This window comes from Citrobacter sp. wls710 (assembly GCF_005281115.1).
In the GTDB taxonomy this organism is placed as follows: domain Bacteria; phylum Pseudomonadota; class Gammaproteobacteria; order Enterobacterales; family Enterobacteriaceae; genus Citrobacter; species Citrobacter werkmanii.
The window spans coordinates 1-21,848 of sequence record NZ_SZXD01000021.1 but is presented as its reverse complement, the minus strand read 5'-3'; the positions used below and the strand labels follow the sequence as shown (position 1 = coordinate 21,848).

Below are 21,848 nucleotides of genomic sequence, written 5' to 3'. Positions count from 1 at the left end.
TGATGCTCCTTAATGTCCTGCCGGACAGGTTGCGCAGCGATGCTGCTGCTCAAACTGACTAAAGAAGTTATTACCTTTGTCGTCGACTAACACGAAGGCCGGCATATTTTTAACTTCCATCATCCAGACCGCTTCCATTCCCAGTTCGGGATATTCCAGGCAGTGCAGGCTTTTCACGTACTGTTGTGCAAGCAGGGCCGCGGCGCCGCCGATGCTGCCGAGGCTAAACCCACCGTGTTTATGGCAGGCATCAGTGACCTGTTGGCTGCGGTTACCCTTGGTGAGCATAATGAGACTGCCGCCTTGTGCCTGGAAAGCATCGACATACCCATCCATGCGCCCGCCGGTGGTGGGACCCATTGAACCACAGGCCTGATTCTCCGGCGTTTTGGCGGGACCAGCGTAATAAACAATATGCTTTTTCATGTATTCCGGCATCGGTTCGCCGTTATCCAGGCGCGCTTTGATGTTAGCGTGGGCAATATCACGGGCGACAACAATTGGGCCACTTAACGACAAACGAGTACCGATAGGCAGAGCGGACAGGTCGTGCAGAATCTCGCGTAGCGGGCGGTTGAGATCCAACTGTACGGTTTGGGCACCATTTTCTACCCGTTGGGAATCAGGTATGAACTTGCCCGGGTTATGCTCCAGTTTCTCCAGCCAGATACCGTGTTTGTTAATTTTAGCCTTAATGTTGCGGTCGGCTGAGCAGGAGAGGGCCATGGCGATAGGACAAGACCCCCCGTGACGCGGCAGGCGAATCACGCGGATATCGTGTGCAAAGTACTTGCCGCCAAACTGCGCGCCGATACCAAACTCGCGGCTGGCATTGAGTAACTCGGCTTCCAGGGCCGTATCGCGGAACGCCTGACCCAGTTCGTTCCCGCTGGTGGGCAGGTTATCGTAATACTTGGTTGACGCCAGCTTGGCGACTTTCAGCGTCTGGTCGGCAGACAAGCCTCCAACGACGAAAGCGATGTGATACGGCGGGCAGGCGGCTGTGCCCAGTGATTTCATTTTTTCGATCAGAAAGGCGGTGAGCTTTTCCGGCTGCAGAATGGATTTTGTTTCCTGGAACAGCGCCGCTTTGTTGGCCGAGCCGCCGCCTTTGTTGACGAACAGGAAGCGGTATTCATTACCCGGCGTGGCGCTGATATCGATTTGTGCCGGCAGGTTAGTCTGAGTATTGACCTCGGTGTACATATCCAGCGGGGCATTTTGCGAATAACGCAGGTTGTTTTCGGTGAAAGTGGTATACACGCCTTTGCTTAACGCTTCTGCGTCATCGCCGCCGGTCCAGACATGCTGACCTTTGCAGGCCACAATCGTTGCCGTTCCGGTATCCTGACAGTTAGGCAGCACGCCTTTGGCCGAAACTTCAGCGTTGCGCAGTAGCTGCAATGCAACATACTTATCGTTACCGCTGGCCTGTGGATCGTGCAGAATGCTGGCGATCTGTTTCAAATGTCCGGCGCGCAGGAAGAATGAAGCCTCATAAAATGCCTGCTGTGCTAATAAGGTTAACGCTTCTGGAGCAACCTTAATCACTTCCTCTCCGTCTAACTCAGAAACTGTAACGTGCTGATTACTCAGTAATTCATATTCGGTACTATCTTTACCCTGAACAAAGAGTTCCTGCCAGACAAATGGTTTAGACATGTTTACTTCTCACCTCTTCGTGTTGTTTGCCGGATAAGCGAAGCGCCATCCGGCATAGAGTTATTTTGCTAAAAAGACATTCGCTTCGGTCGCTTCGGCGACATATTCGATCGTTTTCTGTGCACGAACGCTGTTACCGGCTTCATCCAGCGGCGGGGAATAGACGGCTATCGCATATTCGCCTGGCACAACGGCAACCATCCCACCGCCGACGCCGCTTTTCGCCGGGATGCCTACGGTGTACAGCCACTTACCACTACCGTCGTACAATCCGGCAATGGCCATTTCAGCCAGTACCTGCGGGACATATTTTTCATTCAGCAATTGCTTACCGTTGAACGGTGATTTGCCTTTGTTGGCGAGTACCGCGCCCATTTTGGCCAGTTGCTCAACGGTGATATCGACTGAGCACTGACGGGTATAAATTTCGACAGCGTCGTCTGTGTTGCCATAGAAGCTGTTATAGGATTCCATCAGCTTCGCCAGCGCCTGGTTGTGCTGGTTGGTTTCCATCTCGGATTTGAAAACCGGCTCGTTCACGGTGAGTGTGGCATCAGCCCAGACGTTCAGGTTGTCGAGGATTTTGTTCCAGCGATCGGTTTTATCTTTGGCTTCGATCAGGCTAACGGTGCTCATCGCCCCGGCGTTTACCAGCGGGTTTTCCGGCGCGCCTTTAGTCAGTTCTACCGCTAAACCTGAATTGAACGGCATGCCGGTGGCATTGGCCCCAAGTTTCTCCAGGACTACCTGTGGGCCATGCTGTTCCATGGCGAGCGCCAGGGTGAAGACTTTACTCAGGGATTCCATTGGGAAGGGCTTGTTAACATCGCCCACCTGATAGATCTTGCCGTCCACCGTGGCAATGGTGATGGCAAAATTTTTCGGGCTGTAGGTCGCCAGGGCAGGGATGTAGTCGGCGACTTTGCCATCGTTGTTACTTTTATATTTCTGATGTGCCTGGTCGATAATCTTTGCGTAATCCGGCGTGGTTTGCGCGAGAGTCGTTGCGCTAAACAAAACGCTGAAGGAAAAAATACTCACGCCGAGAAGAGTTTTATTCATGGTGTAATCCTGTTGGTGTGTTCATCATCGTGCTGGATGGCGGTGTTCCACCTTATCCGGCCTACGGATAATTGACCGTTTTGTAGGCCGGATAAGCGCGCTATCAGGACATCGCAACTTCTGACTGTTCGGTCACCGGACGTTCTTGTTCCGGTGTCTTCACTGGCGCAGTTCCGCGACAACCCTGGCCGAAGTGTTCGCCTTCCCAACGACCCACAATGGCAGCGCCCATGGCGTTACTCATGACGTTGGTAGCAGAACGCCCCATATCGAGGAATGGATCCACACCCATCAGTAGGATCAGACCGGCTTCCGGAATGTTGAACTGGTTCAGGGTGGCGGCGATTACCACCATTGATGCACGCGGTACGCCCGCCATCCCTTTTGAGGTCAGCATCAGAATCAACAGCATGGTGATTTGCTCACCCATGCTCAATTCGATGTTGCACGCCTGGGCAATAAATACGGTGGCAAAGGAGCAGTACGCCATCGAGCCGACCAGGTTAAAGGAGTAACCGATAGGCAGAACGAAGCTGGCGATTTTTGAGGAAACACCGAATTTTTCCAGCTTGTCCAGCGTGCCCGGGAAAGCGGCTTCAGAGCTGGAGGTGGTGAAGGCCAACAGTGCAGGTTCGAGGATTGATTTCGTTAAACGCGCGATGCAAGGCCCGACGATCATGGTGGACAGGCCGATCAGGATCGCCCACAGCATACCCAGCGTCAGGTAGAATTCACCCATAAAGATCCCGGCGCTGACCATCACACCCAGACCACGTTCGGCAATCAGACCCGAAATAGCGGCAAAAACGGTCAGTGGCGCAAACAGCATGACGTAACCCGTCAGCTTCAGCATTACGTGTACCAGTGAATCCAGAACCTTCACGATAGGCTCGGCTTTCTCACCAATTGCGGCAAGGCTGCAACCGAGGAAAATTGAGAAGACGACGATCTGCAGAATTTCGTTGCGTGCCATCGCATCAACAATACTGGTTGGTACTGCGTGCGAGATGAATACTTTCAGCGTGAATGGCTCAGACTTAACGGCGGCAACGGCTCCGGCGTCATGTGGAACAAAGTTGATGCCAGCGCCTGGCTGGAAAATATTAACGATAACCAGTCCCAGCGCGATTGACAGCAGTGAGGCGCAAATAAACAGGAAGAAGGTTTTCGAAAATATACGTCCCAGCGTTTTGGCATCGCCCATTTTGGCAATACCCACAACCAAAGTTGAAATAACCAATGGGGCGATAATCATTTTCACCATGCGTAAGAATATGGTGGTGAAAATGGAAATATCTGCTGCATAAGATTTTGCCGTTTCAGCCGCGACCATATTATTTATGGCCACCCCGGCAATCATGCCGAGTATCAGGCCTAATATGATCATCTTCGTTAAACTTATTTTCTTCATGTGTACTCCATCGGATAAAGGTTGGTAATTGGAATTGTGTAGGGCGGCGCGCGCCTGAACCCGGACAGCAGTTCAGACGCACGCCTGTTGTGACCAACCGCATGAATAATTCGAAGCACTGTGATACAGCTGAATTCTGTGCTCCAATGGTTGTTATTGTGTTTTTTTACTACAGGTCGAACTCAATACTTAATAATGGCGCGTGTTGCTGCGCACCATAAACATCATTGTCACCAACATTGCCGGAGATAATATCGCGCGGCATGACAATTTTTACGGCATTCGCCGGGTCAAACCAGACAATATTATGAATAAAATCAGGTTTGACATTATATAAACCAGCAATAAGCTGTGGCGTTAATTGTTCTGAACGCTTCACTCGCTGATAATCTTCACGGGTTTTAAATAAAATATCTAAAACCAGTTCGTACGGCCCGGCGTTTTTGGAACGAATGACCTGCGCCAGTGAACAAATTGAGTGTTTCATGCCTGAACTCCTTCTGGCGTCACCTGTTCAATGTGGAAATCAAAACGCAGCGCATCGCTCGCTTCAATCAGGTGATAGATCGAGAACTCATACACCGGTCCACTCTGAATATCGGATGGCGAGAACGGGAAGGCGAGGTTGCCCGCGGTCGCAATGCGATTTTCATAACCGTAGTGCAGCAGGGTAGAGCGCACCAGCGAGCAAACGCTGTTGGCGATATCCTGCGTCGGTGCGACGACGTCCAGTAAAATCCCTAGCTCATGACCGGCGGTTTTCATCGGTTCATGGTCGCCCATCACACCGTTCTTACCGTACAGGTGGAAGGTCATACGGATACTGTCGTCAGTCAGCGAGAGGTTACGCTTAACGCTGGCCTGTACCTCTTCGAGAATGGTGTCAATTCCGGCAATCATGATCGGGTCACGCGTTCCGGCGATAGTCAGGCAGCGGAAGCCAACCTGACGTGCGCCTTCCAGTTTCAACGCATACGGCGTTTCTTCATGACGTGAACCGCTGACATACACTTCACCCTCGTTAACCTGAGTGAAGGTGCACGCTTTCAGGTTCAGTACGCCGCCTGGCCCCGGCAGGAAGTACGGATCGGACTTCTCATACAGGGTGTGCGCCGCCGCGGAAGTTTCAGTGAACTTACGCTTGGGATTGAACGCTTTCAGCGTAAAGCCGTTGTCGTCAATGATCCCCATCGCACAATCTGAGCCAGAGCCAGGGGTGGCGGCAATGGCGGCACACTCAAGGATCTTACCGCAATGAAGCGCCAGACCTTCATCAAAGCCCTGCATAATCGGCAGCGCGGCGAAGCAGGCCGGATCGTAAGCACGTCCGCCCAGTACCACCTGCGCACCGGCTTTCAGCGCACGCTGGAAAGGCTCGACGCCCATCTGCGCGACAATGTAGGTGCTGTCTTCAATTGCCTCGTGAGTCAGTTCAGGCACAAAATCGAGCGCGGTGATTTTGCCGTTATCCAGCGCCTGATGAACGATCTCTTTGTCGACATCAGACGGGATCAGCGCCATGGAGAAGGACAGGTTTTCTTCCTGAGCAATCTCATGGATTATCTGGCGACACCACTCCAGATGCGGAGCGGCGCCTGAACCACCGGCCGTGCCAATCACTACCGGGATGTTGTTCTTAACGCCTGCCACGATCATATAGCGCAGATCGCGTTTCACACCGGCCCTGTCGGTAAACGGTTTACCTGCCCCCAGGTAGTGGGGGCCTGGATCGGAGGAACCTGCGTCAACAGCAATAAGATCCGGTGACTCTTCCATGGCTTTACGAAAACTTTCTTCCGGGAAGCCATAACCCAGGATAGCCGTAGGCGATAAGATCTTAAATGTGCGTGCCATCTCTTAATCCTTAGTTTGCAACAACGCGATGGTGCGGTTCATTTCGTTAAACACGATGTTGAGACCTTCATCGAAACCCATACCTGGTTTGACCAGCATGCGCATAGGACGCGCGGCCAGCGCGACGTGTACGCAGGTGCGAGCACTGATTTCCGTTTCGTTACAGGTACCGCCCTGATAGGCTTCCATTGCGTGTTTGTTACAATACAGCACCGCATCAACGATGTTATGAATACCGCCCAGATCCGGGGTTTTGATCTGCACCATGTGGCAACTGCCCGCGTCGGTGAAGTCCACGATGTCCTGATAGGTGTTACACCACTCATCCGCAACGATTTTCACGCCGGAACCCAGACGGGTCAGCTCTTTGGTAATAGCGGTTAACATGCGGATCTGATCCGGCTTGTTACCGGCATCCACCGGACCTTCAATGTACAGCGGCAGGCCCTGGGCTTCCGCTTCCAGGCTGGCGATATATTCAGCGCAGCGCACCGGATCCATATCGAAGATCAGACCGATAGTGCCATAGACATCAATGTGCAGCGTCGGGTGATAACGCTCGCTGGTGCGCAGGCTTAAGATGCGATTAGACAACCAGCGCACATACTCACGCAGTTTTTCACCTTTAAAGCCCAGCTTCTCTTCCACGTTGTTGATCAGCGCGTGCGGCAGAACGTCCACGCCTTTGAGGATCATCTTGTCGACGGCGATATAACGGTCATCACCGCTCTGACCAAATAATGGAATGGCTTCCGGGACGCATGGCAGTTGCCACTCGTCGCACACCACTTCAGTTTTCAGGCGGCCGGTCGCCAGTGCGGCCGCGTCGAGCAGTGCTTGAGACAGACCATAACGGACCGCGGTATGCAGCAGATGACCATCGATACGCAACTGATCAAAGAAGCGGGCGTTTGGCAGGAAAGCATCCACGTCACGGCCTTCCAGCAACGGCTTGATGTGATCGTTGAGGAAAGGGATAAAGTTTTCAGCCAGGAACAGCGGGTCGCGACCGCCTGCGCCTGAATATTGCACCGCAGCACAATCACCTACCGCCACTGCGCCGTTTTCCAGAACCAACTGCACAGAAACGCATTCACCCGCCTGGCGAACAGAGGTAAAGCCAGGCGTTACCGGGGAGCCGGTATAGATAAACCCGTCATGACCGGCGCCGTTTTTGATGGCCTGCTGATCGTCAAAATAAAATGAGGAGTAGCCAGCGGTGAAAAGGGCCTGTTTAATTTTCATTATGGTCTTCCTATTAATTTACTGTGGGATACGGCGTTGATGTCATCAATGACCATCTGGAAAGAAGGTTTACGGCCTTCGAAATGCGCGCGCTCTGCGACGTAGTCGTGGTGCAGGGCAAGAACGTCTTTCGGCAGCGGAACGGCACCGGCTTCGAGAATACGGATGGCTCCTGTGTTATCGCGCACCGGCAGGATCTTCCCGGCGTTACAGGCGGCAGGGGCGAAAGGCACATCCAGCACGCCTGCTTCAAAGGCCAGCACCGTACCGCGCGCAATGTCGCCATTGCCGAGTTCAAAGACTTTTTTCAGCACCGCGCGGACTTCGCTCTTGATCAGCTCGACTTCCTGTTCCACGGCAGCACACTGCGGGAATTTCTGGTCACTGACCATGTTGAGCATCTGGCGTGAGGCTTTAAGTCCCTGGGCGTTCGCTGCCGCAGTTGGGATACCGAACGCTTCGTGCGGGCTTTTGGTGATCACTTTTGTTGCGCCCGACATACCGGCAACCGCTGCGCCCCAGGCGATAACGGAGAAGGCTTTCGCTTCATCTTCCGGGAATCCGCCCATCCACTGGTGGAAAACGGTGCTCAGTTCATAATCGTCGAAGCCGTGGTTATGGAAATATTCGTGGGACAGCTCACGCAGCGCCTGAATAGCGGCAATATCCTGCGTCAGGCTACCGACCTGACCGTAGCCGACGGTGATTGACTTCACGCCCTGTTCCAGCGCCAGCAGACCTTCAATAATCGCTACCGAGTGGGACATAAACGGCGGGATCAGGGTGCCGGTCAGCGGACCAAACGGTTCGCGGTTGATGCGAATGCCGTTCTCTTCGTACAGACCCATCAGGCGATCGCAGTACTGCCAGTCGCGGATGGATTTTTCCAGGGTGACGCGTTTGGCGTAAGGGATGTTGTAAGAGATACCGCCGCCTTCGTAGCTGGTAAAGCCACTGGCCATGGCGATTTCTGCCAGCAGACGCGCATCCGGCGTCCCGTGGCGAACCTGGATCGGTTTTTCCAGCGACTCAGTCATACGGCGGCAGGCAGCAACCCCGTGATTGACGACCGGTAAACCATTCAGCTTGGAAGTCCCCGCTTCGATGGATTTCTGGATCCCGACAGCGGCTTCTTCATAGCGGTTCAGACGGGTATAGGCATCAATAGTACTTGGCAGAAGATCGCACTCTTCCTGCAACGTTTTGAGCAGTGCAATATGCTCGTCCATTAATGCCACGCCTGCGCGCGGCTGACTCAGGGTTTTACCTTCCTGATCGGCCTTCAGCAGAGCGAGGGAAAAGCGCTTCTTGTCTGGAATTGATTGCTGGTATTTCACGCCATCTTCGAAGTTCTCAACGTCTTTGCCGGTTTCCCAGGTTTGCAACACCTGATGCCTTTCGGTCATGAATTCGTCATGGGTCAATTTTTTATTTCGAAGTTCCATTCGTAGCTGCCTTTAGTTTTGTAGGGTTAAACACTGAATGCTGGTGCGAGCAGCGGCTTGCGGGTACAGCCTGGCGACGTTTGCCAGTAGAGGGAGCAGGCCATTTGAATCGCGGTAATACTCAAACTGATTCGGTAACAGAATTCTTTTACCCTGGTCGTCCAGCTCTCGGTATTTGAGCCAGTTATGGATATCGAACTGGCTGGCGCGAGAGAGCCATCCACCTGAACCGACGACTTTGCGTACGGTGGTGAGATCGCGACCCATCTGTAAATCCACGTTACCCACGCAGGTGCAAACCTGCTTTTTAGTGCCCGCGTGGCGCTCAGCGGCATAGCCCACGCATAAACCTGCCAGCAGAGTGTCGAAATATTTCTCCTCCTCGCTGAGTGGCAGGTAATCCGGCTGCCCAACCAAATGACGCAGGTAGCGGTAAAATGCTTCCTCGCGCTGCGGCTGTTGGGCGAAGATGACTTTCACCATATCCTGCGTGCTTTCTCCCACCACGACGGCGGAAACGCGCATCCCCAGGTCGCCTTCAACAGTACGTTTGACGAAAGGCTCTGGAACACCATGCAGGACGGTATCGGGGGAGAGGGTATTCGCGCTGGCCGAATAGACATCCGTGGTGGCTCCGCCCATATCAATCAGCATGAATTCCTTCCATGCGCTGTCGTAATCGCTAATGGCTTTGACTAACTCATATACCGTCCATGGCGTCGGCATTGGCTCTTCGCCTGTTTCACCGACAATGACGTCCAGACCTTTGCCTTTCACAATGCGCGACAAAAACACATCACAAATCGCCTGGCGCGCGGCAAACGGATTCGGGTGATCGAGATCAGGCAGAATGTTGTCTACCGTGGTCAGATCCTTGTGCCCGAGAATCGTTTGTATTTCGTCCTGAATGTCCCGGTTTCCTGCGTAGATAATGGCGCAATCCAGCTTCGAGTCTGCCAATGCACGCGCATTCGCCAGACCATAGCTTTCTTCTCCACCGTCTGTACCGCCGGTAAATAACAGGATGTCCGGTGGTGATGATTCCAGCTCCTGTATGTCATGACGGTTCAGCTTGTACGAATAATATTGCGCGATTTTCGCTCCTGCCGAATGGGCGGTAACTTTTGCTGATTCCAGCGTAATGGAAGGCACCAGCCCCATCGCTGCAACGGCGAGTCCACCCTTGGCCGAGGAGGAGTACTTCAACTGCACTTCACCACTTTTCAGTAACGGGCGAGCATCGGCAACATTCAGCACCTGATTCAGGCTGGCAAAAAAACCGTCTGCCAGATGATGTGTGGTGGTTGGGGTCAGGACATGGTTTACCAGGGTTAACTCCTCGCCTTCATGGGCGAAGAGGGCTGCCTTGGTCCAGGTCGAGCCGATATCGACAGAAACTGTTTGCATCAGATAGCCTCTTCCAGGCAACGCTGTTTGAGGCCATTGTGTTGGTGAATATCATTGGCGATAAGCGCGCAGACATCCTCCAGATCGTGGCTGGGGGCGAAGACGCGGTTAAATCCCATCTCTTTAAACTTCACTTCCACATCGGCGAAGTCATGTTTGCCTACAACCAGGTTGCCGCCGACGTACAGCAGAATGTCACCGAGTCCGCGTTCGATGCAGCGTTCACGTAACCCGAGGCAGTCAATGTCACCATGACCGTAGATGGAGGACACCACGATGGCATCGGCGCCTGTTTCAATCGCGGCATCAATATATTCATCCTGGCTCACCATCACCCCGAGGTTGATTACGTGAAAATCATGCGCAGTAAAAACGCGATCCAGAACTTTATTGCCTACTGCATGGCAGTCAGCACCGATGACGCCAATAACAAGTGTAGATTTTTTCATGGGTAATCCTCTGTAGGGCTGATGGTCAATAAGTGAAAATACTTTTCTAATATTCAGAGCTTGTATTGTGACAACCTTTTAATAGGGTTGGAGTTTCTGTGGAAGCGAAAAATGAAGCAATTGATCTATTTTCAAAATATCCTGATAAAAATGATTGTTATATTTTTTATTTGAAAAATGTGTTTTTAATCATGTGGTTATGTTGTGTTTTCTGTGTTGGTTTTAATTTTTTAGAAAATCGCGTAATAAATGACTTGCCATGTTTGTGATCAAAATCTTATTTTGTTGTGCACGCCATTCAGGTCGCGCTTTTAATAATTTCAAAAAATCTCTTCACTAAATAACTTGTGAACCATCTAACGGTTTTTTATTTATTAATCTTATATGTCACAATTATTCCTTTGTTAAATTTAGGATAAAAATGCTAATGAATTGTTTTTGTCATATTTAATCTTTGCCACAGAAACGAAGAAGTAGCGTGAACGATAACTTACGGTGATGATAAAAGTGACAGGCGGACTTTCTGCGCCAGAACGTTTAATGCAATGCGTTGGTCAATGGGGTGCGTTTTCGCTTCCAGTTGAGATAGTTACATCTTGGTGTTAATTATAAGTAAAAATAAAATGAATAAATTGTATGAAATAACTATTACACACCTTGCCAAACAAAAAACTGTGAGCTACCCAGCAATAGTGACTCTTTATCTGCTATCAATTTTGTCTGCCTGAGCGGTTAAAAGACCGTGTAGATTTAAATAAATATTCTATCATTTGTAGTAACGACAAATACTCATTGAAAAACATGTCGTTAACATGATGTTCACTAGTCACTGTAGTGTTAAACACCATTAACAATAAATTTGGAAATTGATTTAAATCAAAGTTTAAAACTTGGAAAACAGCACAAAAAGAGGTTAAATTGCCGCAGATCAAATTGGTCTGAGAGTGATAAATTAGCTATAAATTGATCACTATCGAAAAATGCAAATTTGCCTCGATAAAAACCTGTTTATTGTAAGGATTTTACGGCGTAATATAATCGCGGGATCAATTTGAGTGTTTTATTAACATGTTTGTAACCTTTCATCATTGTCGTTTCTTCAAATGAGAAGAAGGAACAGCGGCGGAAGGAAGCAGATAAATTTGTATTGGGGCATGCGTGTGACCCTTTCTAACGGGGTTCACTCTCGGAGTCTTCATGCGATGAGCAAGGAGTCATGATGTTAGATATAGTCGAACTGTCGCGCTTACAGTTTGCCTTGACCGCGATGTACCACTTCCTGTTTGTGCCACTGACGCTCGGTATGGCGTTCTTGCTGGCCATTATGGAAACGGTCTACGTCCTTTCCGGCAAACAGATTTATAAAGATATGACCAAGTTCTGGGGCAAGTTGTTTGGTATCAACTTCGCTCTGGGTGTGGCTACCGGTCTGACCATGGAGTTCCAGTTCGGGACTAACTGGTCTTACTATTCCCACTATGTAGGGGATATTTTCGGTGCGCCGCTGGCTATCGAAGGTTTGATGGCCTTCTTCCTCGAATCCACCTTTGTAGGTCTGTTCTTCTTCGGTTGGGATCGTTTGGGTAAAGTCCAGCATATGTGCGTCACCTGGCTGGTGGCACTGGGTTCTAACCTGTCCGCACTGTGGATTCTGGTTGCGAACGGCTGGATGCAAAACCCAATCGCCGCGGATTTCAACTTCGAAACCATGCGTATGGAGATGCTGAGCTTCTCCGAACTGGTGCTCAACCCGGTTGCCCAGGTGAAATTTGTTCACACGGTGGCATCGGGGTATGTCACTGGCGCGATGTTCATTCTTGGCATCAGTGCTTATTACATGCTGAAAGGCCGTGACTTTGCGTTCGCAAAACGCTCCTTCGCGATTGCTGCCAGCTTTGGTATGGCGGCTGTGCTGTCTGTTATCGTGCTGGGTGATGAATCCGGTTACGAAATGGGCGACGTACAGAAAACTAAACTCGCCGCTATTGAAGCTGAGTGGGAAACTCAACCTGCTCCTGCTGCGTTTACCTTGTTCGGTATTCCCGACCAGGATAAACAAGAAAACAAATTTGCGATTCAAATTCCTTATGCGCTGGGCATCATTGCCACCCGCTCTGTTGATACACCGGTCATTGGTCTGAAAGACCTGATGGCGCAGCATGAAGAGCGTATCCGTAACGGGATGAAGGCGTATCAGCTGCTGGAAGAATTGCGTGCGGGGTCAACCGATCAGGCTGTTCGTGACCAGTTCAACAGCATGAAGAAAGATCTGGGTTATGGTCTGCTGCTGAAACGCTATACGGACAACGTCACCGACGCAACCGAAGCGCAAATTCAACAGGCAACGAAAGATTCTATTCCTCGCGTTGCGCCGCTGTATTTCGCTTTCCGTATCATGGTGGCGTGTGGCTTCTTGCTGCTGGCCATTATTGCGCTTTCCTTCTGGAGCGTCATTCGTAACCGCATCGGTGAGAAAAAATGGCTGCTGCGTGCCGCGCTGTACGGTATTCCACTGCCGTGGATTGCTGTAGAAGCAGGTTGGTTTGTCGCCGAATATGGCCGACAACCATGGGCAATCGGCGAAGTATTACCAACGGCGGTGGCAAACTCATCGTTGACAGTAGGCGATCTGCTGTTCTCCATGATCCTGATTTGTGGCCTGTATACCCTGTTCCTGGTGGCAGAATTGTTCTTAATGTTCAAGTTTGCGCGCCTCGGCCCGAGCAGCCTGAAAACCGGTCGCTATCACTTTGAGCAGTCCAATGTGACTTCTCAGCCGGCACGCTAAGACAGGAGTCGTCAAATGATCGATTATGAAGTATTGCGTTTTGTCTGGTGGCTGTTGGTCGGCATTCTGCTGATTGGTTTTGCGGTCACTGATGGCTTCGACATGGGGGTGGGCATGCTCACCCGTTTCCTCGGTCGTAATGATACCGAGCGTCGAATTATGATTAACTCCATCGCTCCGCACTGGGACGGTAACCAGGTTTGGCTCATCACCGCGGGTGGCGCTCTGTTCGCTGCCTGGCCGATGGTGTATGCCGCTGCGTTCTCTGGTTTCTATGTGGCGATGGTTCTGGTACTGGCGTCATTATTCTTCCGTCCGGTCGGTTTTGATTACCGTTCCAAGATTGAAGACACTCGTTGGCGTAACATGTGGGACTGGGGCATTTTCATTGGTAGCTTTGTTCCGCCGCTGGTAATTGGCGTGGCGTTCGGTAACCTGTTGCAGGGCGTACCGTTCCATATCGATGAGTACCTGCGTCTGTACTACACCGGTAACTTCTTCCAGTTGCTGAATCCGTTTGGTCTGCTGGCAGGTATCGTGAGCGTTGGGATGATCATCACCCAGGGCGCAACCTACCTGCAGATGCGTACGGTTGGTGAACTGCACCTGCGTACGCGTACCACCGCGCAGGTAGCGGCGCTGGTGACTCTGGTCTGCTTCGCGCTGGCCGGCGTGTGGGTGATTTACGGTATTGACGGTTATGTTGTGACCTCTGCAGTGGATCATCATGCCGCCTCTAACCCGCTGACCAAAGAAGTGGCGCGCGTTGCTGGTGCATGGATGGTGAACTTTAATAATGCACCTGTCCTGTGGCTGGTTCCTGCACTGGGCGTGGTTCTGCCGCTGTTGACCATCCTGACTTCTCGTATGGAGAAAGGGGCATGGGCGTTCGTCTTCTCCTCACTGACGTTAGCCTGCATCATCCTGACTGCCGGTATCGCAATGTTCCCGTTTGTGATGCCATCCAGCACCATGATGAACGCGAGTCTGACCATGTGGGATGCGACTTCCAGTCAGCTGACGCTGAACGTGATGACCTATGTGGCACTGGTGTTTGTACCGATCATTCTCATCTACACCACCTGGTGTTACTGGAAAATGTTTGGTCGCATCACCAAAGAAGATATTGAACGTAACACCCATTCTCTGTACTAAGTAAGGAGCTAAATATGTGGTATTTCGCATGGATTCTGGGAACGCTTCTTGCCTGTGCATTTGGGATAATCACAGCCCTGGCGCTTGAGCACGTTGAATCAGGCAAAGCCGGACAAGAAGAAAGCTGATGATCAACCTTATCGCGATGGTTTATGCGGTAATGGACAAGCGCCCCTTGCGGGCGCTTTCCTTTGTGCTGGCAATCGTGTTGGCTGGCTGCATATTCTGGGACCCGTCACGTTTCGCGGCCAAAACCAGTGAGCTTGAAATCTGGCATGGTTTTCTGCTGATGTGGGCTGTCTGTACTGGCATCATTCACGGCGTTGGCTTTCGTCCTCGCGCGGTGCACTGGCAGGGCATCTTCTGCCCGCTGATCGCGGATATCGTCCTCATTGTTGGTCTGATTTTCTTCTTCTTTTGAATAAGAAACATCCTTAAATATTTATGGGCTTGCATAAGCCCATAATTTTTTACTCTCCGTTTACTTTCCCCCATTCCAAAGCACCATTCCCGCGCGTATAGTAGCGAAGTTTGAAAGCACTAACCTTTTGTTGCATTACCGGGATGTACAGTGAAGACAGCGCGATATACAACGACATTCTTGATGCATCGCGGCGGCAAAAACGCGAGTCACCAGGCGCTTACCAGGGTAAGCAACGGGTGTGAGTGGACGAAGCCAACAAAGAGGCAGTAAGAATGAATAAGTATATGTTTCGATGGCCGGTTCGTGTCTACTATGAAGACACCGATGCCGGTGGGGTGGTTTACCACGCCAGCTACGTCGCTTTTTATGAAAGGGCACGCACAGAGATGCTGCGTCATCATCACTTCAGTCAGCAGGTGCTGCTGGCAGAACGCGTAGCCTTTGTGGTACGCAAGATGACTCTTGAGTATTTTGCGCCTGCGCGGCTCGACGATATGCTCGAAGTCCAAACCGAAATTACGTCAATGCGTGGCACCTCATTGGTTTTCACGCAACGCATTGTCAACGCAGAGAACGCCGTGCTGAATGAAGCCGAAGTTCTGATTGTTTGCGTTGATCCACTCAAAATGAAGCCTCGTGCGCTTCCCAAGTCTATTGTCGCGGAGTTTAAGCAGTGACTGACATGAATATCCTTGATTTGTTCCTGAAGGCAAGCCTTCTGGTTAAACTTATCATGTTGATTTTGATTGGTTTCTCAATCGCATCCTGGGCCATTATTATCCAGCGGACCCGTATTCTGAATGCCGCTTCACGTGAAGCAGAAGCATTTGAAGACAAGTTCTGGTCTGGTATTGAGTTGTCACGCCTGTATCAGGAAAGCCAGGGGCGTCGTGATAATTTGGCAGGGTCGGAACAAATTTTCTATAGCGGATTCAAAGAGTTTGCGCGTTTGCACAGGGCAAATAGCCATGCGCCGGAAGCGGTCGTTGAGGGGGCATCCCGTGCGATGCGAATTTCGATGAACCGTGAGCTGGAAACGCTGGAAACGCATATTCCATTCCTCGGCACCGTCGGCTCCATCAGTCCGTATATCGGTCTGTTCGGAACCGTTTGGGGGATCATGCACGCGTTTATCGCGCTGGGCGCGGTAAAACAGGCAACGCTGCAAATGGTCGCACCGGGTATCGCGGAAGCGCTGATTGCAACGGCTATCGGTCTGTTTGCGGCAATCCCTGCGGTTATGGCTTACAACCGACTGAATCAGCGCGTGAACAAGCTGGAACTGAATTACGACAACTTTATGGAAGAGTTCACCGCGATTCTGCACCGCCAGGCGTTTACCGTTAGCGAGAGCAACAAGGGGTAAGCCATGGCCAGAACGCGTGGACGAGGTCGTCGCGAACTTAAGTCCGAAATCAATATTGTACCGCTGCTCGACGTACTGCTGGTGCTGCTGCTGATCTTTATGGCAACCGCGCCGATCATCACCCAGAGCGTGGAAGTCGATCTGCCGGATGCGACCGAATCGCAAGCCGTCAGCAGTAACGACGAACCTCCGGTCATTATTGAAGTTTCCGGCATTGGGCAATACAGCGTGGTGGTAGAAAAAGATCGTATGGATCAACTGCCGCCGGAGCAGGTTATCGCGGAAGCGAAAAGCCGCCTGCAGACCAATCCGAAAACGGTCTTTTTAATCGGTGGTGCGAAAGACGTGCCTTATGATGAAATAATTAAAGCGCTGAACTTGTTACACAGTGCAGGCGTAAAATCGGTTGGCTTGATGACGCAGCCAATCTGATGTCTGCGTATTGCTGGCTTGAAAGATAGCGCGTAACAGGCGAACAGTTTTTTGGGAACCGAGAGTGTCAAAGGCAACCGAACAAAACGACAAGCTCAAAAGGGCGATAATTATTTCAGCGGTGCTGCATGTCATTTTATTTGCAGCGCTGATCTGGAGTTCGTTCGATGAGCACATTGATGCTTCAGCCGGCGGCGGTGGCGGTTCGTCCATCGACGCCGTTATGGTTGATCCTGGTGCCGTTGTGCAACAGTACGACAGGCAGCAGCAACAGCAGGCAAGTGCGAAACGTGCAGAAGAGCAGCGTGAAAAACAGGCGCAGCAGCAAGCTGAGGAACTTCGCGAGAAGCAGGCGGCTGAGCAAGAGCGACTGAAGCAGCTGGAAAAAGAACGTTTAGCCGCGCAGGAAAAAGTGCGCGAACAGGCGGAACAGCAGAAACAGGCTGAAGCTGCCGCCGCGAAAGCGCAAGAGCAACAGAAACAGGCTGAAGAAGCTGCGGCGAAGGCTGCTGCAGACGCGAAGGCCAAGGCGGATGCACAGGCGAAACAAGCGGCAGATGCCGCGAAGAAAGCCGCTGCGGACGCACAGAAAAAAGCTGAGGCTGAAGCCGCTAAAGCCGCCGCTGATGCGAAGAAAGTTGCCGAAGCACAAGCCGCTAAGGCTGCCGCAGACGCCGCGAAGAAAGCCCAGGCTGAAGCTGCTAAGCAAGCTGCAGCAGAAAAAGCTGCCGCCGAAAAAGCAGAAAAAGCCGCTGCCGCAAAAGCTGCTGCCGCTGAAAAAGCGGCGGCTGAAAAGAAAGCCGCTGCGGAAAAAGCCGCTGCAGACAAGAAAGCTGCCGCTGATAAAGCTGCTGCTGACAAGAAAGCTGCGGCAGATAAAGCCGCTGCTGCGAAAAAAGCGGCTGCTGAGAAGGCCGCTGCGGCCTCTGGCGTTGACGACTTGTTGGGTGACTTAAGCTCCGGTAAGAATGCGCCGAAATCAGGTGGTGGAGCGAAAGGAAGCGGTCAACCGGCGAAAGATAGTGGTACAAGTGGTGCAAATGGCGGCGCATCTGGCGCTGATATCAGTGCTTACGCCTCTCAAATTCGTAATGCGATCCAGAGCCGTCTGTATGGTGCTGATTTGTACGCGGGTAAATCTTGCGTACTACATATTAAGTTAGCACCCGATGGTCTGTTACTGGATGTGACCGAAGAGGGCGGCGATCCGGCATTGTGCCAGGCCGCGTTGACGGCTGCGAAAACAGCCAGAATTCCTAAACCGCCTAGCCAGGCTGTTTATGAAAAAGTAAAAGATGCCAAACTGGACTTTAAACTGTAATAACAACCCCTGAGAAATCGGGGGAAACAGTCTAAGGTTGAGACAGAGTTCTGGTAGTTTTGTGTATTTGAGTTTGTTAACATTCTGCTAAATTATCGTGGGCGTTCCGTCCAGATAAGGGAGATATGATGAAGCAGGCATTACGAGTAGCATTTGGTTTTCTGATGCTGTGGGCAGCAGTGCTGCATGCAGAAGTACGTATCGAGATCACCCAGGGGGTGGACTCGGCACGCCCGATTGGCGTTGTCCCATTCCAGTGGGCAGGGCCGGGTGCTGCACCTGAAGATATCGGTGGTATCGTAGGTGCTGACCTGCGTAACAGCGGTAAATTTAACCCATTAGATCGTTCTCGTCTGCCACAGCAGCCGGGTACCGCGGCGGAAGTTCAACCTGCTGCATGGTCTGCGCTGGGTATTGATGCCGTCGTGGTCGGGCAGGTAACGCCGAATCCGGATGGCTCCTACAGCGTGGCTTATCAACTGGTTGATACCGGCGGCGCGCCGGGTACCGTACTGGCGCAGAACACCTATAAAGTGAACAAGCAATGGCTGCGTTACGCGGGCCATACTGCCAGTGACGAAGTATTTGAAAAACTGACCGGTATTAAGGGCGCATTCCGTACCCGTATCGCGTATGTTGTTCAGACCAACGGTGGTCAGTTCCCGTACGAATTACGCGTGTCCGACTACGATGGTTACAACCAGTTCGTGGTTCACCGTTCTCCGCAGCCGCTGATGTCTCCGGCGTGGTCTCCGGACGGTTCAAAACTGGCTTACGTAACCTTCGAAAGCGGTCGTTCTGCGCTGGTTATTCAGACGTTGTCTAACGGCGCTGTTCGTCAGGTCGCTTCTTTCCCGCGTCACAACGGCGCACCGGCGTTTTCTCCGGATGGCAGCAAACTGGCGTTTGCCCTGTCTAAAACCGGTAGCCTGAACCTGTATGTCATGGACATTGGTTCTGGTCAAATCCGTCAGGTGACGGATGGTCGCAGCAACAACACGGAACCAACCTGGTTCCCGGACAGCCAGAATCTGGCCTTTACGTCTGACCAGGCCGGTCGTCCGCAGGTATACAAAGTTAACGTCAACGGCGGTGCTCCGCAGCGTATTACCTGGGAAGGTTCGCAAAACCAGGATGCGGATGTGAGCAGCGACGGTAAATTTATGGTAATGGTAAGCTCGGCTAACGGTCAGCAACACATTGCCAAACAAGATCTGGTAGCGGGTGGCGTACAAGTTCTGTCGTCAACGTTCCTGGACGAAACGCCAAGTCTGGCACCTAACGGCACTATGGTAATCTACAGCTCTTCTCAGGGGATGGGATCCGTGCTGAATTTGGTTTCTACAGATGGGCGTTTCAAAGCGCGTCTTCCGGCAACTGATGGTCAGGTTAAATTCCCTGCCTGGTCGCCGTATCTGTGATAATAAATAATTGATTAATAAAGGAATCATTGAAATGCAACTGAACAAAGTGCTGAAAGGGCTGATGATTGCTCTGCCTGTTATGGCTATTGCGGCGTGTTCTTCTAACAAGAACGCCAGCAATGACGGCAGCGAAGGCATGCTGGGTGCCGGCACTGGTATGGATGCAAACGGTAGCGGCAACATGTCTTCTGAAGAGCAAGCGCGTCTTCAGATGCAGCAGCTGCAGCAGAACAACATCGTTTACTTCGATCTGGACAAGTACGATATCCGTTCTGACTTCGCTGCAATGCTGGATGCGCACGCTAACTTCCTGCGTAGCAACCCGTCTTACAAAGTCACCGTAGAAGGTCATGCGGACGAACGTGGTACTCCTGAGTACAACATTTCCCTGGGGGAGCGTCGTGCAAACGCCGTTAAGATGTACCTGCAGGGTAAAGGCGTTTCTGCTGACCAGATCTCTATCGTTTCTTACGGTAAAGAAAAACCTGCAGTACTGGGTCATGACGAAGCGGCTTACTCCAAAAACCGTCGTGCCGTACTGGTTTACTAAGAGAATTGCATGAGCAGTAACTTCAGACATCATCTGTTGAGTCTGTCGTTACTGGTTGGCATAGCGGCCCCCTGGGCCGCTTTTGCACAGGCGCCAATCAGTAGTGTCGGCTCAGGCTCGGTCGAAGACCGTGTCACTCAACTCGAGCGTATTTCTAACGCTCACAGTCAGCTTTTAACCCAACTCCAGCAACAACTCTCCGATAATCAGTCCGATATTGACTCCCTGCGTGGTCAAATTCAGGAAAATCAGTATCAGCTGAATCAGGTTGTTGAACGTCAGAAACAGATATTGCTGCAGATGAATAATCTTGGCAGCGGTGGCGCACCTGCGGCGCAGTCTGCGGGTGGGGATCAGAGCGGGGCGGCGACCCCTGCGCCTGATGCGGGAGCTGCGGCAACGTCAGGGGCTCCGGCACAAACTGGCGATGCGAATACCGATTACAATGCAGCAATCGCCCTGGTACAGGATAAATCCCGTCAGGATGACGCGATTGACGCATTTCAGAACTTCATCAAAAAGTACCCGGATTCTACTTACCTGCCAAATGCCAATTATTGGCTGGGTCAGTTGAATTACAACAAGGGTAAAAAAGATGATGCCGCGTTCTATTTCGCTTCGGTAGTTAAAAACTTCCCGAAATCACCTAAGGCTGCAGACGCGATGTATAAAGTCGGCGTCATCATGCAGGACAAAGGCGACACAGCAAAAGCTAAAGCGGTTTATCAGCAGGTTATCACTAAATATCCTGGCACTGATGGCGCGAAACAAGCGCAAAAACGCCTTAACGCGATGTAATGACCACCATGCGACCAGAAATCGTGTTATTTCTGGTCGCGTCGTGTGATTCCTAAGCAGTTGAGTTATTTACCTCGAAATTTTTGTTGCGCTAAAATCTGAAATCAGTAATATATGCCGCCGTTGCCAAGGGATATCAAACAGCCTGAAAGCAGCGAAAAAAGTGGGTCGTTAGCTCAGTTGGTAGAGCAGTTGACTTTTAATCAATTGGTCGCAGGTTCGAATCCTGCACGACCCACCAATCGTTCTGGTGGAACGCGATAGTAAAACGTGAAGGATAACGTTGCGTAAGCAACGGCCCGTAGGGCGAGACGAAGTCGAGTCATCCTGCACGACCCACCAATCGTTCTGGTGGAACGCGATAGTAAAACGTGAAGGATAACGTTGCGTAAGCAACGGCCCGTAGGGCGAGACGAAGTCGAGTCATCCTGCACGACCCACCAATCGTTCTGGTGGAACGCGATAGTAAAACGTGAAGGATAACGTTGCGTAAGCAACGGCCCGTAGGGCGAGACGAAGTCGAGTCATCCTGCACGACCCACCAATCGTTCTGGTGGAACGCGATAGTAAAACGTGAAGGATAACGTTGCGTAAGCAACGGCCCGTAGGGCGAGACGAAGTCGAGTCATCCTGCACGACCCACCACTAACTCAGTTAGTAAGTAGTATCCAGCGTAGTATCGGGTGATTAGCGAAGCGCAAAAACGCCTTAACGCGATGTAATGACCACCATGCGACCAGAAATCGTGTTATTTCTGGTCGCGTCGTGTGATTCCTAAGCAGTTGAGTTATTTACCTCGAAATTTTTGTTGCGCTAAAATCTGAAATCAGTAATATATGCCGCCGTTGCCAAGGGATATCAAACAGCCTGAAAGCAGCGAAAAAAGTGGGTCGTTAGCTCAGTTGGTAGAGCAGTTGACTTTTAATCAATTGGTCGCAGGTTCGAATCCTGCACGCCCCACCAACTTTAACATCGTACTCAGATGTTAAACGTGAAGGATAACGTTGCTTTAGCAACGGCCCGTTAGGGCGAGACGAAGTCGAGTCATCCTGCAC

The 21,848-nt window shown here is 51.5% G+C and carries 20 protein-coding genes and 2 tRNA genes; 13 read left to right on the top strand and 9 right to left on the bottom strand.

What is annotated here, in order from left to right; all coding sequences use genetic code 11:
• Positions 1–9 precede the first annotated feature (9 nt).
• The 9 genes from FDX14_RS06350 to glmS all read right to left on the bottom strand — a co-directional run bounded on the left by FDX14_RS06350 (position 10) and on the right by glmS (position 10,535).
• Positions 10–1,662: a class I fumarate hydratase gene (locus tag FDX14_RS06350; protein WP_137349212.1), complete on the bottom strand. Its 1,653-nt coding sequence runs from the start codon at positions 1,660–1,662 to the stop codon at positions 10–12.
• A 60-nt stretch (positions 1,663–1,722) separates the two neighbouring features.
• Positions 1,723–2,724, bottom strand: coding sequence for a glutaminase A (gene glsA / locus FDX14_RS06345; RefSeq protein ID WP_137349211.1), 1,002 nt, complete (start codon positions 2,722–2,724; stop codon positions 1,723–1,725).
• 103 nt (positions 2,725–2,827) lie between these two features.
• Positions 2,828–4,135: a dicarboxylate/amino acid:cation symporter gene (locus FDX14_RS06340; RefSeq protein ID WP_061381690.1), complete on the bottom strand. Its 1,308-nt coding sequence runs from the start codon at positions 4,133–4,135 to the stop codon at positions 2,828–2,830.
• Between the two features lie 169 nt (positions 4,136–4,304).
• Complete coding sequence (locus FDX14_RS06335; protein ID WP_008320068.1) at positions 4,305–4,622, bottom strand: DUF4387 domain-containing protein; 318 nt, start codon at positions 4,620–4,622, stop codon at positions 4,305–4,307.
• Positions 4,619–5,989, bottom strand: a complete 1,371-nt coding sequence (locus FDX14_RS06330; RefSeq protein ID WP_061381691.1) for an acyclic terpene utilization AtuA family protein — start codon at positions 5,987–5,989, stop codon at positions 4,619–4,621. Before FDX14_RS06330 ends, FDX14_RS06335 begins: the two co-directional genes overlap by 4 nt.
• Before the next feature lie 3 nt (positions 5,990–5,992).
• Positions 5,993–7,234, bottom strand: a complete 1,242-nt coding sequence (locus FDX14_RS06325) for a methylaspartate ammonia-lyase (RefSeq protein ID WP_042309690.1) — start codon at positions 7,232–7,234, stop codon at positions 5,993–5,995.
• Positions 7,234–8,679, bottom strand: coding sequence for a methylaspartate mutase subunit E (locus FDX14_RS06320; protein ID WP_042309688.1), 1,446 nt, complete (start codon positions 8,677–8,679; stop codon positions 7,234–7,236). The genes FDX14_RS06325 and FDX14_RS06320 overlap by 1 nt, the downstream gene beginning before the upstream one ends.
• Before the next feature lie 12 nt (positions 8,680–8,691).
• Positions 8,692–10,086 carry a methylaspartate mutase accessory protein GlmL gene (gene glmL / locus FDX14_RS06315; RefSeq protein WP_042309686.1) on the bottom strand — a complete coding sequence of 465 codons (1,395 nt, stop codon included), beginning with the start codon at positions 10,084–10,086 and terminating at the stop codon, positions 8,692–8,694.
• Positions 10,086–10,535: a methylaspartate mutase subunit S gene (glmS, locus tag FDX14_RS06310; protein WP_137349210.1), complete on the bottom strand. Its 450-nt coding sequence runs from the start codon at positions 10,533–10,535 to the stop codon at positions 10,086–10,088. Before glmS ends, glmL begins: the two co-directional genes overlap by 1 nt.
• Before the next feature lie 1,219 nt (positions 10,536–11,754).
• Here glmS and cydA point away from each other — a divergent pair.
• From cydA to FDX14_RS06245, 13 genes are all read left to right on the top strand, one after another.
• The gene (gene cydA / locus FDX14_RS06305) at positions 11,755–13,323 is read left to right on the top strand and encodes a cytochrome ubiquinol oxidase subunit I (protein ID WP_038638936.1); all 1,569 of its coding nucleotides are present in this window, start codon (positions 11,755–11,757) and stop codon (positions 13,321–13,323) included.
• A gap of 15 nt (positions 13,324–13,338) precedes the next feature.
• The gene (cydB, locus tag FDX14_RS06300; protein WP_042309685.1) at positions 13,339–14,478 is read left to right on the top strand and encodes a cytochrome d ubiquinol oxidase subunit II; all 1,140 of its coding nucleotides are present in this window, start codon (positions 13,339–13,341) and stop codon (positions 14,476–14,478) included.
• 14 nt (positions 14,479–14,492) lie between these two features.
• A complete protein-coding gene (cydX, locus tag FDX14_RS06295; RefSeq protein WP_061381940.1) occupies positions 14,493–14,606 on the top strand; it encodes a cytochrome bd-I oxidase subunit CydX in 114 nt (37 codons plus the stop codon).
• Complete coding sequence (gene ybgE, locus FDX14_RS06290) at positions 14,606–14,899, top strand: cyd operon protein YbgE (RefSeq protein ID WP_042309684.1); 294 nt, start codon at positions 14,606–14,608, stop codon at positions 14,897–14,899. The genes cydX and ybgE overlap by 1 nt, the downstream gene beginning before the upstream one ends.
• A 275-nt stretch (positions 14,900–15,174) precedes the next feature.
• The gene (gene ybgC, locus FDX14_RS06285) at positions 15,175–15,579 is read left to right on the top strand and encodes a tol-pal system-associated acyl-CoA thioesterase (protein WP_061381938.1); all 405 of its coding nucleotides are present in this window, start codon (positions 15,175–15,177) and stop codon (positions 15,577–15,579) included.
• The gene (tolQ, locus tag FDX14_RS06280) at positions 15,576–16,268 is read left to right on the top strand and encodes a Tol-Pal system protein TolQ (protein WP_003022976.1); all 693 of its coding nucleotides are present in this window, start codon (positions 15,576–15,578) and stop codon (positions 16,266–16,268) included. Before ybgC ends, tolQ begins: the two co-directional genes overlap by 4 nt.
• Before the next feature lie 3 nt (positions 16,269–16,271).
• Positions 16,272–16,700 carry a colicin uptake protein TolR gene (tolR, locus tag FDX14_RS06275; protein WP_003022978.1) on the top strand — a complete coding sequence of 143 codons (429 nt, stop codon included), beginning with the start codon at positions 16,272–16,274 and terminating at the stop codon, positions 16,698–16,700.
• A 64-nt stretch (positions 16,701–16,764) separates the two neighbouring features.
• Positions 16,765–18,021 (top strand): cell envelope integrity protein TolA, encoded by a 1,257-nt coding sequence (gene tolA / locus FDX14_RS06270; RefSeq protein ID WP_042309680.1) that lies wholly within the window; start codon positions 16,765–16,767, stop codon positions 18,019–18,021.
• A gap of 128 nt (positions 18,022–18,149) precedes the next feature.
• Entirely contained in the window at positions 18,150–19,442 is a 1,293-nt protein-coding gene (gene tolB, locus FDX14_RS06265; protein WP_038638949.1) for a Tol-Pal system beta propeller repeat protein TolB, read from the top strand.
• A 34-nt stretch (positions 19,443–19,476) separates the two neighbouring features.
• Positions 19,477–19,995, top strand: coding sequence for a peptidoglycan-associated lipoprotein Pal (gene pal, locus FDX14_RS06260; RefSeq protein ID WP_006685431.1), 519 nt, complete (start codon positions 19,477–19,479; stop codon positions 19,993–19,995).
• A gap of 9 nt (positions 19,996–20,004) precedes the next feature.
• Positions 20,005–20,793 (top strand): cell division protein CpoB, encoded by a 789-nt coding sequence (cpoB, locus tag FDX14_RS06255; protein ID WP_061381936.1) that lies wholly within the window; start codon positions 20,005–20,007, stop codon positions 20,791–20,793.
• A gap of 165 nt (positions 20,794–20,958) precedes the next feature.
• A tRNA-Lys gene (locus tag FDX14_RS06250) sits at positions 20,959–21,034 on the top strand.
• Between the two features lie 646 nt (positions 21,035–21,680).
• Positions 21,681–21,756 (top strand) — tRNA-Lys (locus FDX14_RS06245).
• The last annotated feature ends 92 nt before the right edge of the window (positions 21,757–21,848 follow it).

Bases quoted from the DNA above. Each gene is read 5' to 3' on its own strand.
- tolR (WP_003022978.1), top strand. From the start codon at position 16,272: ATGGCCAGAACGCGTGGACGAGGTCGTCGCGAACTTAAGTCCGAAATC.
- cydX (WP_061381940.1), top strand. From the start codon at position 14,493: ATGTGGTATTTCGCATGGATTCTGGGAACGCTTCTTGCCTGTGCATTT.
- cpoB (WP_061381936.1), top strand. From the start codon at position 20,005: ATGAGCAGTAACTTCAGACATCATCTGTTGAGTCTGTCGTTACTGGTT.
- FDX14_RS06325 (WP_042309690.1), bottom strand. From the start codon at position 7,234: ATGAAAATTAAACAGGCCCTTTTCACCGCTGGCTACTCCTCATTTTAT.
- glmL (WP_042309686.1), bottom strand. From the start codon at position 10,086: ATGCAAACAGTTTCTGTCGATATCGGCTCGACCTGGACCAAGGCAGCC.
- FDX14_RS06320 (WP_042309688.1), bottom strand. From the start codon at position 8,679: ATGGAACTTCGAAATAAAAAATTGACCCATGACGAATTCATGACCGAA.
- glmS (WP_137349210.1), bottom strand. From the start codon at position 10,535: ATGAAAAAATCTACACTTGTTATTGGCGTCATCGGTGCTGACTGCCAT.
- cydA (WP_038638936.1), top strand. From the start codon at position 11,755: ATGTTAGATATAGTCGAACTGTCGCGCTTACAGTTTGCCTTGACCGCG.
- FDX14_RS06330 (WP_061381691.1), bottom strand. From the start codon at position 5,989: ATGGCACGCACATTTAAGATCTTATCGCCTACGGCTATCCTGGGTTAT.
- tolB (WP_038638949.1), top strand. From the start codon at position 18,150: ATGAAGCAGGCATTACGAGTAGCATTTGGTTTTCTGATGCTGTGGGCA.
- FDX14_RS06340 (WP_061381690.1), bottom strand. From the start codon at position 4,135: ATGAAGAAAATAAGTTTAACGAAGATGATCATATTAGGCCTGATACTC.
- ybgE (WP_042309684.1), top strand. From the start codon at position 14,606: ATGATCAACCTTATCGCGATGGTTTATGCGGTAATGGACAAGCGCCCC.
- ybgC (WP_061381938.1), top strand. From the start codon at position 15,175: ATGAATAAGTATATGTTTCGATGGCCGGTTCGTGTCTACTATGAAGAC.
- pal (WP_006685431.1), top strand. From the start codon at position 19,477: ATGCAACTGAACAAAGTGCTGAAAGGGCTGATGATTGCTCTGCCTGTT.
- cydB (WP_042309685.1), top strand. From the start codon at position 13,339: ATGATCGATTATGAAGTATTGCGTTTTGTCTGGTGGCTGTTGGTCGGC.
- FDX14_RS06350 (WP_137349212.1), bottom strand. From the start codon at position 1,662: ATGTCTAAACCATTTGTCTGGCAGGAACTCTTTGTTCAGGGTAAAGAT.
- glsA (WP_137349211.1), bottom strand. From the start codon at position 2,724: ATGAATAAAACTCTTCTCGGCGTGAGTATTTTTTCCTTCAGCGTTTTG.
- FDX14_RS06335 (WP_008320068.1), bottom strand. From the start codon at position 4,622: ATGAAACACTCAATTTGTTCACTGGCGCAGGTCATTCGTTCCAAAAAC.